This window comes from Agrobacterium vitis, from assembly GCF_014926405.1.
GTDB classification, from domain to species: Bacteria; Pseudomonadota; Alphaproteobacteria; order Rhizobiales; family Rhizobiaceae; genus Allorhizobium; species Allorhizobium vitis_H.
This window is the reverse complement of sequence record NZ_JACXXJ020000005.1, coordinates 1964855-1981738: the sequence shown is the minus strand read 5'-3', so window position 1 is coordinate 1981738 and position 16884 is coordinate 1964855. Positions and strand designations below refer to the sequence as shown.

Below are 16884 nucleotides of genomic sequence, written 5' to 3'. Positions count from 1 at the left end.
AATCAACCGTTATGAGCGACAAGGGTCGCAACCTGCTTGCGGCTGGTGCTATCGAACCGGTTGCCTCAATCCTCATTGCCCTGCTGGCGCGATTTCAGTTTCGATCCGGCAATGCGCGCCACCAGATCCGGCAGGCTTTCGATTTCACCCCATTTGCCGGTGCGTTTCGGCAGATCGACAGAGGAGGCGGGCAAAACGGCGGAGGAAAAGCCAAGCTTTTCAGCCTCTTTCAATCGCTGCGCCGTATGCGATACGGGCCGCACCGCGCCCGAAAGGCTGATTTCGCCGAAATAGACACAATCAGCGGGCAGGGCGACGCCCGCCAGCGATGACACCAGCGCCGAGGCAATTGCCATATCGGCGGCGGGTTCGGTGATTCGGTAGCCGCCTGCCACATTCAGATAGACATCGTGCTGGCCAAGCCTGACACCGCAATGGGCCTCCAGTACGGCCAGAATCATCGCCAGACGGCTGGAATCCCAGCCGACCACGGCCCGGCGCGGCGTGCCAAGCGCTGTGGCGGCCACCAGCGCCTGCACTTCGACCAACACTGGACGCGTGCCTTCCATGCCTGCAAACACCGCAGCGCCCGGCGCTTTTTCATTGCGCTCCCCCAGAAACAGTTCCGAGGGATTGGCGACTTCGCGCAGGCCCCGATCCGACATTTCGAACACGCCGATTTCGTCGGTGGGTCCGAAACGGTTCTTGACGGTGCGCAGGATGCGGTAATGGTGGCCCCGGTCGCCCTCGAAATATAGCACCGCATCGACCATGTGCTCGACGACGCGGGGACCGGCGATCTGGCCCTCCTTGGTGACGTGGCCAACCAGAACCATGGTGGCCCCGGTCTGCTTGGCGAAACGAATCATCGCCTGCACCCCGGTCCGCACCTGCGTGACCGTGCCTGGGGCCGAATCGGCGGTATCGCTCCAGAGCGTCTGGATCGAATCGATGATGACAAGATCGGGCCGTTTGCCTTCGGAAATCGTCGCCAGAATGTCCTCGACATTGGTTTCTGCTGCCAGCAGCACGTCGGTATCGGCGGCATTCAGCCGCTGCGCACGCAGCCGCACCTGGGCCACTGCTTCTTCGCCCGAGACATAGACGACCCGATGGCCCTGCCGCGACAAGGCGGCGGCGGCCTGCATCAGCAGGGTGGATTTGCCGATGCCCGGATCACCGCCAATCAGCACGGCGGAGCCGCGCACGAAACCGCCGCCGGTCGCCCGGTCCAGTTCCGACAGGCCGGTCGGAATGCGTGGTGCTTCCTCGATTTCGCCCGACAGCGAGGTCAGCGTTACCGCCCGGCCTTTCTTTGGCACCTTGCCGGGACCAGAGCCGATGCCACCCATCGGGTCTTCCTCGACAATGGTGTTCCATTGCGCGCAACCATCGCATTTGCCAGCCCAGCGGCTGTGAACCGTGCCGCAGTTCTGGCAGATGAATTGGGTCTTTGCCTTGGCCATGCATTGCCTTTCATACGAGCATCGTACCATCCCACCCACCGCAATATGGATGGAGAAATGAGAACAAAGAGTGAATACGTGCTATCACCTAAGAGAAATGCCGGGCCTATGCAAGAGGGCTAACGACTTATTCGGCCTCCAGATAATGCCGCTCGTAGCGCAGGCCGAGGCCGGTCAGCATTTCATAGCCGATCGTACCCGCCGCCCGGGCGACGTCATCGATAGGCATGTTCGGTCCGAACAGCTCGATATAATCGCCAGCGGCAATCGCTTTTTCAGGCACGTCGCTGACGTCGAAGATCGTCATGTCCATGGTGATGCGGCCAACAACCGGCACTCGGTATCCGGCAATAGAGCCATAGGCCCCCGGCAATCCGGTATTGCGCAATGCCGTGCCGTGGCCTGAGAGATTGCGCAGGTAGCCATCGGCATAGCCGACGGAGGCAATGGCCAGACGGCTATCGCGCGTCAACTGGCAGGTGGCGCCGTAGCTGACGGTTTCTCCGCTATTGGCTTGTCGAATCTGGAGAATGCGGGCCTCGGCCTTGACCACTGGGCGCATCGGGTTGGGCAGGTCCGTGACCGCTTCGCCACCGTAAAGCGCGATGCCGGGGCGGGTGAGGTCGAAATGGTAATCAGGGCCGAGTAAAGTTCCAGCAGAGGCTGAAAGGCTTGATTCAATGCCCTCGAAAGCCGCGCTAACCTGATGAAAAGCCTGCAATTGCTTCTGGTTCATCGGCGAGGATGGATCATCTGCGCAGGCGAGATGGCTCAAAATCAACACCGGCGAAAAGCTGGCCGGGCGCGAAACGTCCGTCGCCAGGAACAAGGCATCGTCCATGCTGAGGCCCAGCCGGTTGAAGCCGGTATCGACATGCAGGGCGCATGGATGATCGCCATGCTCGGCCACGGCCCGCATCCAGAACGCCAGCTGTTCCTCACTGGCAATCACCGGCACCAGATCATGCTCGAAAAACAGCGGTTCCATTCCCTCCCAGATCCCTGACAGCACGAAAATCCGGGCGTCCGGCGCATAGGTCCGTAAGGTCGCGCCTTCCGATGGCAGCGCCACGAAAAAATCCCGCGCACCGGTATTGTAGAGCGTCTGGCCTGCATCCTCGATACCGATGCCGTAGCCATCGGCTTTTACCACGGCACCCGCCCGCGCCTTGCCGGATCGCTTCGCCATATCGCGCCAATTGTCGGCCAGCGCTTGCAGGTCGATTGTGACGCGCAGCGGTGCGGTCAGGAATTCATCGGAGGGGGGAATGGAAAAGGAAGAAGCAGACATGAAACAGCTTTTCGCAAAGGAACGATGTCCGGACCCTATCACTTTTCTTCAAGACTGGAATGATGCGGCGATGGTATTGTCGGGCCATGCACATGCTTTCATCTCGCCCCGCTAGTTTATATCAACCTCTCATTCGTGAGCAGACCCGCTTCTGGCGAGATGCTCGGTTTGGCGGCATGAAATGTATGAGTGCGACCTTTATCACCCATCGGTTTTCCCCGCATGCCCATGAGCATTTTGGCATCGGTGCCATGGAGACGGGGCAGAAAATCGCCACGATCAGGGGATGCAGACAAGTCTGCGGACCGGGCGATCTATACCTGATCAATCCGGAGGAGATCCACGATGGCAGTCCTGCGGGTGGGGTCTATCGCTATCGGATGATCTATCCGTCGGTCGCCATGGTGTGCGACGTTCTGCAAGAGTCCAGCAAGAGACCGTCGTGGGGAACGCCGTCCTTTCGCCAGCAGATCGTCACGGATCCGGCCTTGGCGCAGGCCTTTAACCGGATGCACAGGCAAATAGAGCAGGCAGATGGAATGCTCGGTGCCGAAGAGGGGATGCTGGACATACTCACCGCTCTTTTCACTCGCCATGGCGCTGTTGCGCCTGCCTCCTCTGCTGCTCGCCCCGACACGGCGATGGCGAGGGTTCGAGACTATCTCCATGCTAATTTTGCCGAGGATATCGGCCTTGACCATCTGGCGGGACTGGTCGGATTTAGCCGCGCGCATTTGATCCGCAGCTTTCGTGCCACCTATCATATTACGCCCCACGCCTATCTGACACTTCGGCGTATTCGAGAAGCGGAGTCCATGCTGGCCAAGGACGCTACGCCTGCGGACGTCGCTTTTGCCTGCGGCTTTGCCGATCAGGCGCATTTTACCCGCAATTTCAAGGCGCGGATGGGCATGACCCCGGCGCAATTTCGCCGGGGATAGGCTGAGGGGATCAATGCCCGACCGGTGCCGCGCCGAACCGGCGTTCCAGATATTTTGAGTAGCGCGACAGTGGGTAGCAGATGGCGAAATAGAACAGCGCGACCAATCCATAAACGGTGAAGGGTTGGAAGGTTGCGTTGGTGACGATGGTTCCGGCCTTCGACAACTCGACAAAGCCGATGATCGAGGTCAGGGCCGTGCCTTTGACCACCTGCACCGAAAAACCGGCGGTCGGGGCAATGGCGATCCGCATGGCCTGCGGCAGGATGATCAGCCGCATCTGCTGACGATAGGTGAGGGCCAGGCTGGTGCCGGCTTCCCACTGGCCTTTTGGCACGGCTTCGACGCAGCCGCGCCAGATTTCAGTCAGGAAAGCGGCGGTCCAGCAAGTCAGTGCCACACCGGCAGCGAGCCAGGCGGGAACGTCGATGCCGAACAGGCCGAGACCGAAAAACGCGATGAACAACTGCATCAACAGCGGCGTGCCTTGGAAAAACTCGATGAAGCCGCGCGCGAAGATCCGGGACATGCGCTGTTTGGCAATCCGCAGCATCAGCAGCGCCAATCCAAGCGCTCCGCCACAGATGAAGGAAACCAGGGAAAGAACCAGGGTCCAGCGGACTGCCAGCAGCAGATTGCGAGCGATATCCCAGAGGGTGAACTCAATCATCGTGTCGCCCCTTTCGGGAAGATCTGCCGTCCAAGCAGCGCCAGCAATTGTCGAAGGCCGATGGCCAGCAACAGATAGAGAGCAGTGGAGATCATATAGGCTTCAAAGGCGCGGAAGGTGCGCGACTGGATGAAATTGGCGGCAAAGGTCAGGTCTTCGGCGGCAATCTGGGACACGACGGCGGAACCGAGCATGACGATGACCAATTGAGACGATAGCGCCGGCCAGATTCGTTGCAGAGCCGGAACCAGAATGATCAGCCGGAAGGTTTGCAGCGGGCGAAGCGCCAGCGCAGTTCCGGCCTCGAACTGGCCTTTTGGGGTTGCCTCGATCCCGGCTCGGATGATCTCGCAGCTATAGGCGCCGAGATTGATGATCATCGCCAGATTGGCGGCTTCCATCTCGGAGAGCTTCAGCCCGGTCGAGGGCAGGCCGAAAAAGATGAAGAACAGCTGGATCAGGAAGGGCGTATTGCGGATCAGTTCCACATAGGCGGCAACTGGTGGCTTGATCCATTTCGGTCCCAAGGCCCGCGCCCAGGCGCAGGCGATGCCGAAGGCAATGCCGACCACGCCACCGACCAGTGTCAGTTCGACCGTCACCCCGACCCCTTTGAGGATGATCGGGTAATATTCGCCAAACCAGCTGAAATCGAAAATATAATGCATGATGAAACCTGCTGGCAAAGCGAACTTATGCGGCTTTGCTGCCGTATCTGGCCTGCACAATCACCTCAGCCACACGGCTGCGGTGATTGTGCAGAAATGGTTATACCGTCCGATCAAAGATTACAGATCGGCGGGAAGCGGTGCGCCCAGCCATTTTTCGGAAATCTTGCTCAGCGAGCCATCGGCCTTGGCCTCGGCGATAATGGTATTGATCTTTTCCGCCAGCGCCGGTTCGTTCTTGTTGAAGCCGATGAAGCAGGGCGAGTTCTTGATCAGGAACTTTGGCTCCGGACGCTTCGGCGGGTTCTTGGCGAGGATAGCGGCAGCGACGACATTGCCGGTGGCAACCGCATCGACCTGACCGGAGAGGAAGGCGGAAATCGTGCCGTTATTGTCCTCGTAGCGCTTGATGACAGCGTCGGACGGCGCAACCTTGGTCAATTCCAGATCCTCGACCGCGCCACGGGTAACGCCGACCGACTTGCCCGACAGATCGGCGGCGGACTTGATGGCGGTATCTGCGGGCGCAAACACGCCATTATAGAAAGGCGCATAGGCGGTGGAGAAGTCCACGACCTTTTCACGGTCTGGATTCTTGCCGAGGCTTGAAATGACCAGATCAACCTTGTTGGTCTGCAAATAGGGAATGCGGTTGGCGCTGGTGACCGGCACCAGTTCCAGCTTGACGCCCAATTTCTTGGCAATCAGCGCTGCGGTATCGATGTCATATCCGACGGGCTGCATATCGGTGCCGACGCTGCCAAATGGCGGAAAGTCCTGCGGCACCGCCACTTTTAGCGTACCCCGCTTGGTAATGTCGCCCAGCGCATCGGCATGGGCCGGCAGGACGGCGGCAAAGGTGGCAAGGGAAAGGCCAAGGGCAAGCAGGGTACGACGATGCATAGGATGCTCCGGATTGATATGATGCACAACTTGAAGCAATTGCTATGCCACTATGCAAAAAGCCGCCTGGAAAAGGCGGCCCTTGGTTCTGTCTGGATTGACGGTGTGCATTTGCGCAAAGTTTAAGCAAGCTCCGCGCAAAGCATGGTCAGGTCTCCTCGTACGGCGTGAAGCTCGGATCGGCCAGATCGGCAAAGCGGGTAAACTGCGCCTGGAAGGCCAGTTTGACGGTGCCGGTCGGTCCGTGACGCTGCTTGGCGATGATTACGTCCGCCGTGCCGCGTACCTTTTCCATCTGGGCTTCCCATTCGGGATATTTAGGGTCGGCCTGGTCGCGGGGTTCGAGGTTCTGCACATAATATTCCTCACGGAACACGAACATCACCACGTCGGCGTCCTGCTCGATCGAGCCTGATTCACGAAGGTCGGAGAGCTGAGGACGCTTGTCGTCGCGGCTTTCCACCTGACGCGACAGCTGTGACAGCGCGACGATTGGCACGTTCAACTCCTTGCCAAGTGCTTTCAAACCAGTGGTGATCTGGGTGATTTCCTGGACGCGGTTTTCCCCTGACTTGCCCGAGCCGGTCATCAGCTGAATATAGTCCACCACCAAACAATCGAGGCCGCGCTGGCGCTTCAGGCGGCGTGCCCGAGCGGAAAGCTGGGCGATGGAAATACCACCGGTCTGGTCGATGAACAGCGGCACTTTCTGCATGGTTTGGGAAAAGCCAACCAGCTTTTCAAAATCCTGCTCGGTAATATCGCCACGGCGGATTTTCGAAGAGGACACTTCGGTCTGCTCGGACATGATACGGGTGGCGAGCTGTTCGGAGGACATTTCGAGCGAATAGAAGCCGACCACACCGCCGTTTTTGGCTTTGAACGAACCGTCTGGCTGCACTTCCGGCTCGTAGGATGCGGCGATGTTCCAGGCGATGTTGGTGGCAAGCGAGGTTTTACCCATGCCGGGACGTCCAGCCAGCACGATCAAGTCGGAGCGCTGCAAACCGCCCATCTTGCTGTCGAGCGAATGGATGCCGGTGGAAATGCCGGACAAATGACCGTCACGCTCGAAAGCAGCACCGGCCATATCGACGGCTTGGGCCACCGCATCGTTGAAGGACTGGAAACCGCCGTCATAGCGGCCGTTCTCGGCCAGATCGAACAGCCGCCGCTCGGTATCTTCGATCTGCGCCTGCGGCGGCATGTCGAGCGGTGCGTCGAAGGCGATATTGACCATGTCTTCGCCGATGGTGATCAGCGCACGGCGCAGGGCCAGATCGTAGATCGCCCGGCCATAGTCCTCGGCATTGATGATCGACACGGCTTCCGACGCCAGCCGCGCCAGATATTGGGCAATGGTGAAATCGCCGATCTTCTGGTCTGAGGGCAGGAAGGTCTTGATCGTCACCGGATTGGCGGTCTTGCCCATGCGGATAATGTCGGAGGCGACCTCGTAGATCTTCCGGTGCAGTCCCTCATGAAAATGCGGGGGTTTGAGAAAATCCGAGACACGATAATAGGCATCGTTATTGACCAGAATGGCGCCAAGCAAAGCCTGTTCGGCCTCGATATTGTTCGGGGCTTCCCGGTAATGGGGCTCTGCCGGCTGGGCAGGATTTAACCTGCGCGCAACATCGTTCATGGGCTTTATCCGTTCTCTCTCGCTGGAAGCTGCATTCCTATCGATCCTGTGGGGCGGTTAAAGGGCGGATTGCGATAAACACAGTAGTTCACAGGCCTGATGCGCCAGGGCAGAAAAAAACACGCTGACCCCGCTTTTTCCATTGACTGTGGCATGGCGCGACTCAGTTCTTTAGGTGCCTATTTTAACCCGATCCGCACAAAAAAACGCCCGGAAAATCCGGGCGTCTCTTCAATCGATAAGGACGAATATCTTATTCGTCGTCGCCATCGCGGTCGGCATCCGGATCGAAGAAGTCTTCCGGACGCAGCGCGTCTTCGTCCACGCCGTAGATGGCGTCGGCGGAGGTGAGGCTTTCGCCCTTGGCCTGACGCTCGGCTTCTTCAGCGGAACGGGCAACGTTGATTTCGATAGCGATTTCAACTTCGGCATGCAGGTGCATGGTCACGTTGTGCAGGCCGATGGTCTTGATCGGGTTGTTCAGCTCAACCTGGTTGCGCGAAACGGTAAAGCCTTCGGCAGCCAGAGCTTCGATGATGTCGCGAGCCGCAACCGAACCGTAGAGCTGGCCGGTTTCGCCAGCCGAACGGACGACGATGAACGACTTGCCGTTCAGAACGTCAGCAACGGTCTGGGCTTCGGACTTCCGCTCCAGGTTGCGGGCTTCGAGCGTGGAACGCTCGGCGTCGAAACGGGCCTTGTTGGCGGCATTGGCGCGCAGCGCCTTGCCGGTTGGCAGCAGGTAGTTACGGGCAAAGCCGTCACGAACCTTGACCACTTCGCCCATCTGGCCAAGCTTGGCGATGCGCTCGAGAAGAATGACTTGCATGCTATGTTCCTTTCAATTCAAGTTGGGCAATTCAAGTTTGTAAGCTCATGTTTCGGGTTTGTTATCGTCATCGGACTTGCTGTCCGTACCGGACTTGCCGTCTACCCTCGGTGGGGTGAGGGCAACGGTCCGCCGTGTGTCGATAAGGCCGAGAATGACGATGAAGAAGGCCGGAAAGGCGAGGAGAGACGCCATATAGGTGAGGATCAGCGCCGGGATGCGCCATTCCTTGCCACGGGTGCGTTGATGCAGCGATGCGAAGCCGCCGAGCAGGAAACCTGCCCCAAACGTGCCGCAGACCGTTGCGCCGATCAGGGCCGGAACGCCGCCAATAAAGCAGGCGACAATACCAGCCAGGAAGATGAACGGCGCATTGCGGTTCATGCGCAGGGCCGAGGGAATATCCTCGCGCGGACGCAACGCATTGCCTGATGCCGCCACAATCCGGCTTGCCAGATAGTAAGCGGCAAACAGCATGATGACCCACATGCCACCCTGCACGATTGGCAGGGTCAACAGCATGGTGGACTTGATCCCAGCTGTGCTGCCCATGGTGGCGGCAACGGTCGGATCGCGCTCGGTCAGCGATTGCATCAGCGCATCGATCATGTTGCTGACCAGTTCAGCATCATAGCCGATCATCACGCCGAGGAAGATCACGCCGATACAGACCAACCCGCAGAGATGCATCAGAATATCTGAGAGCGGATACCAGGCGAGCAGCTTGTCCGGGCCACCGATTTCCGAGGCAGGGCGGGCGAGATTGGCAAGATGGCTGATCCAGCCGGCTGGCAGAAGGGTAAACACCGCCATGGCGCAGGCAAACAGCGGCGAAACCGCCAGCGCGCCAGCAAAGGCTGCGGTGACGATGGCGACGATGGCTGGGACATTGCCCCAGCGCAGACCGACAATCATCACAGGCAAGGCAGATGCCGCATAGAAAACAGACGAAAAAGACGGTTGTGCATTGGCCGCCAGCACCAGAAAGATGGCGGTCACGCCGGCGAGAAAGCCGGTCAGCAGCAATTTTCCGTCCAATTGTTTCACGTCGCTGTCCTGCGCCTGGCAGTTAGAGGGCGATACCGGCAAGCGGCCTGCACCTCAACATGGGATTTATCCGTTCCGATCCACGCCCATCGCGGAAGGGAGACGGCCCCCGAAAACGGGAGCCGCAAAGTCACGTCAACTTAGATTAAGCAACGACGTAAGGCAGCAGGCCGAGGAAGCGGGCGCGCTTGATGGCCTTGGCCAGCTCGCGCTGCTTCTTCTGCGAAACAGCCGTGATCCGCGAGGGAACGATCTTGCCGCGCTCGGAAATGTAGCGCTGCAGCAGACGCACGTCCTTGTAGTCGATCTTCGGAGCGTTAGCGCCGGAGAAAGGGCAGGTCTTGCGACGGCGATGGAACGGACGACGAACCGTGGAAGAGGAAACTTCAGCCATAGTCAAATCTCCTTATGCGCGATCTTCGCGCGGACGGCGCGGACGATCACCAAAGCTTTCACGGCCACCTTCACGGGGACCACGATCACCACGATCACCGCGGTCGCCACGATCCGGACGGTCGCCATCGCGGCGCGGACGGTCGTCGCGGTCGCGCTTCTGCATCATGGCAGACGGGCCTTCTTCGTGGGCTTCAACGGCGATGGTCATGTAACGAAGAACGTCTTCGTTGATGCGCATCTGACGCTCGACTTCGTGCACGGCAGCAGCCGGTGCATCGATGTCCATCAGAGCGTAGTGAGCCTTGCGGTTCTTGTTGATGCGGTAGGTCAGGGACTTCAGGCCCCAGTTTTCTACGCGCCCGACTTTGCCGCCATTTGCTTCGATAACACCCTTGTACTGTTCTACGAGGGCATCAACCTGCTGTGCGGACATATCCTGCCGGGCAAGGAATACATGTTCATAAAGAGCCATGATAGCTTTGCCTTTCTTGCTGTGATCATCACCCGGATCGGCGCTAAGCCTCAACGACTGCTCCTGATCGGGCAAGGCCCGGGGCAAGAAAAGCGTTGTACGAGACGGTCGAGAGCGGAGACACGGGAGGCCGAAACGCTTTTCGTTTCTGACGGCAAAACAAGTCTGCCGGCCCTCCGTTCAGCCACCAGCCAAAAGACCGGGTGTTGCGAACAGCGGGCTTATAGCTGGTTTCAGCCGGAAAGCAAGCAAAAAGCTGGGGAAACGTAACGGTTGTGCGCCGAGGTAATATTATAAGATGGGGCTCTTACCTAAGCCGATCCTTGACGGCGGCCTTGATTTCATCCGGCACCAGGCTTTCAGGCACGTCCACGGACTGGTCGCCGAAACGCGACGGCCAGACGATTCGATAGCGAAAACCATCCGCTACGGCTGCTGTTTGAGGCACCGAATGCCGGAAAAACTCTTCGATCAGCTGTTTTTCGGCCGCGCTCAGTTTTTCGACGGCGCAGACCCCATCGCTGCGCAATGCCGATCTTGCTCCGCCGAAGCCAGCAAAGCCGCCCATTTTTTCAAGAATGAGTTCATCCATACGTTCTTGACCTTTACGGCCCTGATCGATGCCGCCGTGATCCTGGCAAACGCATCAGACCGAAGCACTTTGCAAACCCACTTCGCTCCACGCGGTATCGAGCACCTCTGCGAGCGGTCCATCTCCTGGATAAAGCCTGGCAGCTCCGGCCCGGGTCGCATCGGCAAATTCCGCCATGGTCATGTCCGGGTTGCTGCCATTCTTTATGAGTGCATCATACCATATCTGTCCGGCCTTGTCCCAGCTTTTGCCGCCGATGCGGGTGGCGGCCAGATAAAAGGCGCGGTTGGCGATGCCGCTGCTCTCGTGTGGGTCCATGCCATCGCGATAATCGCTGAAATGGCTGATCTGGTCGGCCATGCAATGGGATGCGTCAGGATTGGCCATGTCGCGCAGGCAAGTATATTTCTGCCGGGCTGTCGGGCCGAGAATGTCATTGCCGATCAGCCAATCGGCCTCATCGGCACTCTGGCCTTTCGTCCATTGCTTGAACATGCTGCCGAACACATCCGACAAGCTCTCATTCAGCCCGCCCGGCTGGTTTTCATAGTCGAGGCCCAGGGTATATTGGGTGATGCCATGGGTCAGTTCATGGCCGACCACATCGGCGCTCTCACAAAACGGGGTGAAAATTTCCCCGTCGCCATCGCCGTAGGCCATTTGCGAGCCGTTCCAGAAGGCGTTGTTGTAATCCCTGCCGTAATGGACCGACGACAGGATGGTCATGCCATTGCCGTCGATGGAATTGCGCTTGAAGACGCTGCTGAAGAATTCCTCGACCCCGCTCGTGGTGTCGAATGTGGTCTTCACCTGGGCATCCTTTGATGAACCGGGATTGACGATCTGTACGCCGGGAAGGGTCATGCCGTTATTGCAGGTATAAACAGGGATGTCCGGTGCCTGGGCCACGGTCACGGAAAACGCCCGAAAAGGCCGCTTGGCGATGGTCAGTTGCCGGGCGCTGTCTCGAAACTGGCGCAGTTGATGGTCGTGATGCATTGTTTCCTGCAACCGCTCGCGGACGGCAGCAGGAAAATCCTGGTCATGGGATAGGGCGATCAGCACTTTTTCGGGAATGATTTGGCAATAGCGGCACATGGCAACCTCCATGATTGATCAGATTTCCACCGAGGGGAGTATAAAGTGTCGTTAAAATTTATTCGGGAAAACGATCAAGGCACCAGCAGGTTCCATGCCTCGCAGACAAAGTTGCAGGCGAGCCAAGAACATCATGCGGTTTTTGGGAGAAACGATCAGGCCGATTTGATCTGGAGAGTCAGGTGGCCATCCTGATTGGCAAATGCAAAGCTCGGCGTGGAGCCTTTGGCCGCCGCGCCGTCAAAGGTCACGGTCATCTTGTCGGACGACCCTGCAAAGGTCAGGATCAGGCTATTGGTGCCAGCGGTGACAGTGATATCGCTCTGCTGAAATCCGCCCAATCGAAGAGAGAGTGGCCCATCCGTGGTCACGCTGTCCTGACCATCGCCAGCGGCAAAGGCATATTCGGCCACGCTATTGCTGCCGGGTTTTTGGTGGATGGTCACCGTATCATTGCCTGTTCCGCCGGAGGCGAAAATGCGGCTGCCTTCGAGATACATCGTATCGTCGCCAGCACCGCCATCAATATTGGCAAGCGTGTCGCCGGAGGCTTTGATCGTGTCGTTCCCGTCGCCGCCCGTTACCGCCATGATCAGCGATCCGGTTAACTGGATATCGTCATCACCGGCTCCGCCGTCGATCTCCGAGAGCAGGGTGGCGCTGGCCTTCAGGCTGTCCTTGCCCTCGCCAAGTGCAATTCCTGCTATGGCGGCGCTTTTGGCCACCAGGCTGTCGTCGCCATTGCCGGTCTCGACCTGATAGACGCCGCGGCCGGTAAAGGTCAGGCTGTCATTGCCCTCCGTGCCGGTAACGCTGGTAACATAGCCAAGGCTTTCACTGACATCCGCCTGGTCGGCGCTGCCGCCATCGCCAAGGCTGAGAATTTCGATGATGCGGGCCAGTGCCCGTTGCCCGGCGCTGTCGGAGACTGTGCCACGATCAGATTGGCTATGGCCAGTGTTTGTCGTTGTTGTGGGTTTGGCCGCGCTGTTGCCGGAAAACAGCTGGCTTGCATAGGCGACGGCATTTGGGTCGCGATAGAAACTGTTGATGCTGCTCATGTCCGCTCTCCGTGCCCGGTACGAGCCACAAGATAAGAGCACACTTATATATAAAGATAGGTAAAGCTACTTTTGCCTGCAAATGCGGTGAGCAAAGGGTTAAAAAAAGGGCGGGATATCTCCCACCCCTATGGTTATTCTTGGCTCGCCAAAAAGCTGTCAGATCGGCATGGGATATTGCCGATAAATCGCAGCAATGCCCTTCATCACTTCGTCGGACAGGGTGACGTCCGCAGCACCGATATTGGTTTTCAGTTGCTCCATGCTGGTCGCGCCAATAATGACCGAGGCCATGAACGGGCGGGTCAGGCAGAAGGCCAGCGCCATTTGCGACGGGTCGAGGCCATGCTGTTTCGCCAGATCCAGATAGGCGCGGGTAGCGGGTTCCTGATGCGGTGTGAGGCGACCGCCGATGTCACCATTGATCGAGCCGCGCGATCCGGCGGGCTTTGCGCCATCAAGATATTTGCCGCTCAGGATGCCGCCAGCCAGCGGCGAGTAGGACAGCAGCCCGACCTGTTCGTGGTGGGACAGTTCCGCCATGTCGAGATCATGCGGACGGTAAAGCAGGTTATATTCGTTCTGCACGCTGGCGACGCGAGGCAGGCCTTTTTCTTCGGCAATCGATAGAAATTTCTGAGTGCCCCAGGTGGTTTCGTTCGACAGGCCGATGGCGAGGATCTTGCCAGCGGTGACGCAATCCTGGAGCGCCTCAAGCTTTTCGGTGATTTCGGCCAGCACCTGGGCGCGGTTCTGGTTGGATGGATCATAGCCCCAGACACCACGGAAATGATAATGACCGCGATTGGGCCAATGAATTTGATAGAGGTCGATATAATCGGTTTTCAGCCGCATCAGGCTGGCATCGACCGCCTCGCGGATCGTGTCGGCAGTGATCGGTGCACCACCGCGGATATAGGGTCGACCCGCGCCTGCAACCTTGGTTGCCAGCACCACATCCTTACGCTTTCCGGTTTTTTCAAACCACAGGCCGATCAGTTTTTCGGTATCCGTATAGGTTTCGGCAGAGAGCGGCGTGGTGGGATAAAGCTCTGCGGTATCGAAGAAATTGACACCCTTATCAAGGGCATAGTCCATTTGTGCGAAGGCGTCTTCCTTGGTATTCTGGCTTCCCCAGGTCATGGTGCCGAGGCAGATTGAGGAGACGGAAATATCCGTGCGGCCAAGCCTGTTATATTTCATGGTCTATGGTCCAGGTTTTGAAAAAGCTCTTTGCGAGCAGGGAGGGATCGAGGCGGAATGTAGAGGGAATTTTCCGATCCGCAAGACCCGCCAATGCACCTCCAAAGCCTGTGACTTCACCGGGGTTGAGGCGTCGATACGGCCTCGAAGGGTTGACTCTCCAGGATAGTTTGTGAATTGGAGAAGGAAATTAGCAGGGAGTACCGCATGGGTGTCGCATTTACATTTCCGGGCCAGGGCAGCCAGGTCGTCGGAATGGGCAAGGATCTGGCTGAGGCTTTTCCGGAAGCCCGCACGGTTTTTGACGAAGTTGACGATGCACTCGGCCAGAAACTGTCGGACGTGATGTGGAACGGGTCCGCTGAGGATCTGACCCTGACGGCCAATGCCCAGCCGGCGCTGATGGCTGTGTCCATCGCGGTGCTGCGGGTCATGGAAGCGCGTGGTTTTTCGTTGGCGCGCAAAGTGTCCTATGTCGCGGGCCACTCGCTTGGTGAATATTCGGCGCTCTGTGCCGCCGGCACCTTCAGCCTTGCCGATACCGCTCGCCTGTTGCGCATTCGTGGCAATGCCATGCAGGCCGCAGTTCCGGTTGGGGCTGGCGCCATGGCGGCAATTATCGGTCTGGAGCATGGCGATGTCGAAAAGGTCTGCAAGGCGGCCAGCAGCGACGGCCCGGTGCAGATCGCCAATGACAATGGCGGCGGCCAGCTGGTGATTTCCGGCGCGAAGGCTGCCGTGGAAAAGGCATCAGTGCTTGCGACGGAAAAAGGCGCCAAGCGTGCCATCATGTTGCCGGTCTCGGCGCCGTTCCACTCGACATTGATGGGACCGGCAGCCGATGCGATGGCGCAGGCCCTGGCGACTGTCGAGATGAAAGCACCTATTGTGCCGTTGATCGCCAATGTCGTCGCCGTTCCGGTGAGCGACCCGAACGAGATCCGCCGCCTGTTGGTGGAGCAGGTGACGGGGCAGGTGCGCTGGCGTGAAACGGTGGAGTGGTTCAGCCACAATGCCGTCTCGGTTCTCTATGAGATTGGCGCTGGCAAGGTGCTGAGCGGCCTGGTGCGGCGCATCGACAAGAATATCACCGGCACGGCGGTCGGTTCGCCAGCTGATATCGAAGCGGCCCTGACCGCGTTGATGTCTTAAGCCATCCGGTTTGCGGCCTGCCGGGGCTGGTAGCTTATGCCGGTCGCTTATGAATGCACAATGCAGAAGTTTCTAACATGAGGCTGGCGTTTCGCAGGGCGGAACCGGGTTTCAAGCAACGAGGATTGAACATGTTCGATTTGACCGGCCGCAAGGCCCTGGTAACCGGCGCAACCGGCGGCATTGGCGAGGAAATCGCCCGCATGCTGCATGCGCAAGGCGCAATCGTCGGTCTGCATGGCACCCGCGTCGAAAAGCTGGAGGCGCTGGCCGCCGATCTCGGCGAGCGTGTGAAGATTTTTCCCGCCAATCTCGCCGACCGCGATGAAGTGAAGGCACTGGGCGAAAAGGCCGAAGCAGAACTGGAAGGCGTCGACATTCTCGTCAACAATGCCGGTATCACCAAGGACGGCCTGTTCGTGCGCATGTCGGATGCCGATTGGGACAGCGTGCTGGAGGTCAATCTGACCTCGACATTCCGCCTGACGCGGGAACTGACCCATCCGATGATGCGCCGCCGCTATGGCCGGATCATCAACATCACGTCGATTGTCGGCGTGACCGGCAATCCCGGCCAGGCCAATTACTGTGCCTCCAAGGCTGGCATGATCGGCTTTTCCAAGTCGCTGGCCCAGGAAATTGCCGCGCGCAACGTCACGGTCAACTGCATTGCACCGGGCTTTATCGAAAGCGCCATGACTGGCAAGCTGAACGATAAGCAGAAAGACACCATTATGGGGGCAATCCCCATGAAACGCATGGGAACGGGAGCCGAGATTGCGTCTGCCGTTCTCTACCTGGCCTCTTCGGAAGCGAGCTATGTCACCGGCCAGACACTGCATGTGAATGGCGGCATGGCAATGATCTGAAGACAAGCCAAAACCCGGTTAATTGGTCTGGGAACAACCAGAGGGCATCGATTTTCGGGCTTTCCGGCAGACTTAAACCATGTTAATCGGGCGGGGACTGTGAGCAGTCGTCCCGGAAATGGCCAGAAAATGGCCACGAAATGGAAGGTCTTGCGCCTGACCGTGAGCACGGAACGAACGTGTGCAGAGCGGGTTCAACGCAAATGCCGGCGACGTCTTCGGACCCGCGGGCGCAAAACAGGGTGGGAACGTCATCACGGCATTCCCTTTTATATTAGAGGTCGAGGAAACCGACATGAGCGATATCGCAGAACGCGTAAAGAAAATTGTTATTGACCATCTGGGCGTTGAAGCCGACAAGGTCGTTGAAGGCGCAAGCTTCATCGACGATCTCGGTGCAGACTCGCTCGACACGGTCGAACTGGTCATGGCGTTCGAAGAAGAATTCGGCGTCGAGATCCCCGACGATGCAGCTGACTCCATCCTCACGGTTGGCGATGCTGTCAAGTTCATCGAAAAGGCTCAGGCTTGATCCTTGATCTTCCTGAGAGGGGCGGGCACCTGTCCGCCCCCTTCAAAGG

The 16884-nt window shown here is 58.6% G+C and carries 18 protein-coding genes; 4 read left to right on the top strand and 14 right to left on the bottom strand.

Annotated elements, in window-relative coordinates:
* Positions 1-65: 65 nt before the first annotated feature.
* A complete protein-coding gene (gene radA / locus IEI95_RS20530; RefSeq protein ID WP_015915501.1) occupies positions 66-1466 on the bottom strand; it encodes a DNA repair protein RadA in 1401 nt (466 codons plus the stop codon).
* A 127-nt stretch (positions 1467-1593) separates the two neighbouring features.
* The gene (gene alr, locus IEI95_RS20525; RefSeq protein WP_194416939.1) at positions 1594-2757 is read right to left on the bottom strand and encodes an alanine racemase; all 1164 of its coding nucleotides are present in this window, start codon (positions 2755-2757) and stop codon (positions 1594-1596) included.
* An 86-nt stretch (positions 2758-2843) separates the two neighbouring features.
* On the opposite strand from alr, the gene IEI95_RS20520 reads away from it, so the two are divergent.
* The gene (locus IEI95_RS20520) at positions 2844-3698 is read left to right on the top strand and encodes an AraC family transcriptional regulator (RefSeq protein WP_156534273.1); all 855 of its coding nucleotides are present in this window, start codon (positions 2844-2846) and stop codon (positions 3696-3698) included.
* A 10-nt stretch (positions 3699-3708) separates the two neighbouring features.
* On the opposite strand, the gene IEI95_RS20515 is transcribed toward IEI95_RS20520, so the two are convergent.
* The 12 genes from IEI95_RS20515 to IEI95_RS20460 all read right to left on the bottom strand — a co-directional run bounded on the left by IEI95_RS20515 (position 3709) and on the right by IEI95_RS20460 (position 14282).
* Positions 3709-4368, bottom strand: a complete 660-nt coding sequence (locus IEI95_RS20515; protein WP_015915504.1) for an amino acid ABC transporter permease — start codon at positions 4366-4368, stop codon at positions 3709-3711.
* Positions 4365-5036, bottom strand: coding sequence for an amino acid ABC transporter permease (locus tag IEI95_RS20510; protein ID WP_156534271.1), 672 nt, complete (start codon positions 5034-5036; stop codon positions 4365-4367). Before IEI95_RS20510 ends, IEI95_RS20515 begins: the two co-directional genes overlap by 4 nt.
* A gap of 120 nt (positions 5037-5156) precedes the next feature.
* On the bottom strand, positions 5157-5939 hold the full coding sequence (locus tag IEI95_RS20505; RefSeq protein ID WP_156538203.1) for a transporter substrate-binding domain-containing protein: 783 nt from the start codon (positions 5937-5939) through the stop codon (positions 5157-5159).
* 148 nt (positions 5940-6087) lie between these two features.
* The gene (locus tag IEI95_RS20500; RefSeq protein ID WP_156534267.1) at positions 6088-7584 is read right to left on the bottom strand and encodes a replicative DNA helicase; all 1497 of its coding nucleotides are present in this window, start codon (positions 7582-7584) and stop codon (positions 6088-6090) included.
* Positions 7585-7837: 253 nt separating this feature from the next.
* The gene (rplI, locus tag IEI95_RS20495) at positions 7838-8413 is read right to left on the bottom strand and encodes a 50S ribosomal protein L9 (protein WP_015915508.1); all 576 of its coding nucleotides are present in this window, start codon (positions 8411-8413) and stop codon (positions 7838-7840) included.
* Positions 8414-8458: 45 nt separating this feature from the next.
* On the bottom strand, positions 8459-9460 hold the full coding sequence (locus tag IEI95_RS20490) for a DUF2232 domain-containing protein (RefSeq protein ID WP_194416938.1): 1002 nt from the start codon (positions 9458-9460) through the stop codon (positions 8459-8461).
* Between the two features lie 145 nt (positions 9461-9605).
* Positions 9606-9854, bottom strand: coding sequence for a 30S ribosomal protein S18 (rpsR, locus tag IEI95_RS20485; RefSeq protein WP_015915510.1), 249 nt, complete (start codon positions 9852-9854; stop codon positions 9606-9608).
* Positions 9855-9866: 12 nt separating this feature from the next.
* Positions 9867-10328, bottom strand: coding sequence for a 30S ribosomal protein S6 (rpsF, locus tag IEI95_RS20480; RefSeq protein WP_015915511.1), 462 nt, complete (start codon positions 10326-10328; stop codon positions 9867-9869).
* Between the two features lie 307 nt (positions 10329-10635).
* Complete coding sequence (locus tag IEI95_RS20475) at positions 10636-10920, bottom strand: protealysin inhibitor emfourin (protein ID WP_071204693.1); 285 nt, start codon at positions 10918-10920, stop codon at positions 10636-10638.
* Between the two features lie 54 nt (positions 10921-10974).
* The gene (locus tag IEI95_RS20470) at positions 10975-12018 is read right to left on the bottom strand and encodes a M4 family metallopeptidase (protein WP_234894821.1); all 1044 of its coding nucleotides are present in this window, start codon (positions 12016-12018) and stop codon (positions 10975-10977) included.
* 155 nt (positions 12019-12173) lie between these two features.
* Positions 12174-13079, bottom strand: a complete 906-nt coding sequence (locus IEI95_RS20465) for an RTX toxin (protein ID WP_156534261.1) — start codon at positions 13077-13079, stop codon at positions 12174-12176.
* Between the two features lie 159 nt (positions 13080-13238).
* Complete coding sequence (locus IEI95_RS20460; protein ID WP_156538202.1) at positions 13239-14282, bottom strand: aldo/keto reductase; 1044 nt, start codon at positions 14280-14282, stop codon at positions 13239-13241.
* Between the two features lie 207 nt (positions 14283-14489).
* Here IEI95_RS20460 and fabD point away from each other — a divergent pair, with 207 nt between their 5' ends.
* The 3 genes from fabD to IEI95_RS20445 all read left to right on the top strand — a co-directional run bounded on the left by fabD (position 14490) and on the right by IEI95_RS20445 (position 16835).
* A complete protein-coding gene (fabD, locus tag IEI95_RS20455) occupies positions 14490-15434 on the top strand; it encodes an ACP S-malonyltransferase (RefSeq protein WP_156534257.1) in 945 nt (314 codons plus the stop codon).
* Positions 15435-15565: 131 nt separating this feature from the next.
* Complete coding sequence (fabG, locus tag IEI95_RS20450) at positions 15566-16303, top strand: 3-oxoacyl-[acyl-carrier-protein] reductase (protein ID WP_015915516.1); 738 nt, start codon at positions 15566-15568, stop codon at positions 16301-16303.
* Between the two features lie 295 nt (positions 16304-16598).
* Complete coding sequence (locus tag IEI95_RS20445; RefSeq protein ID WP_015915517.1) at positions 16599-16835, top strand: acyl carrier protein; 237 nt, start codon at positions 16599-16601, stop codon at positions 16833-16835.
* Positions 16836-16884 lie beyond the last annotated feature (49 nt).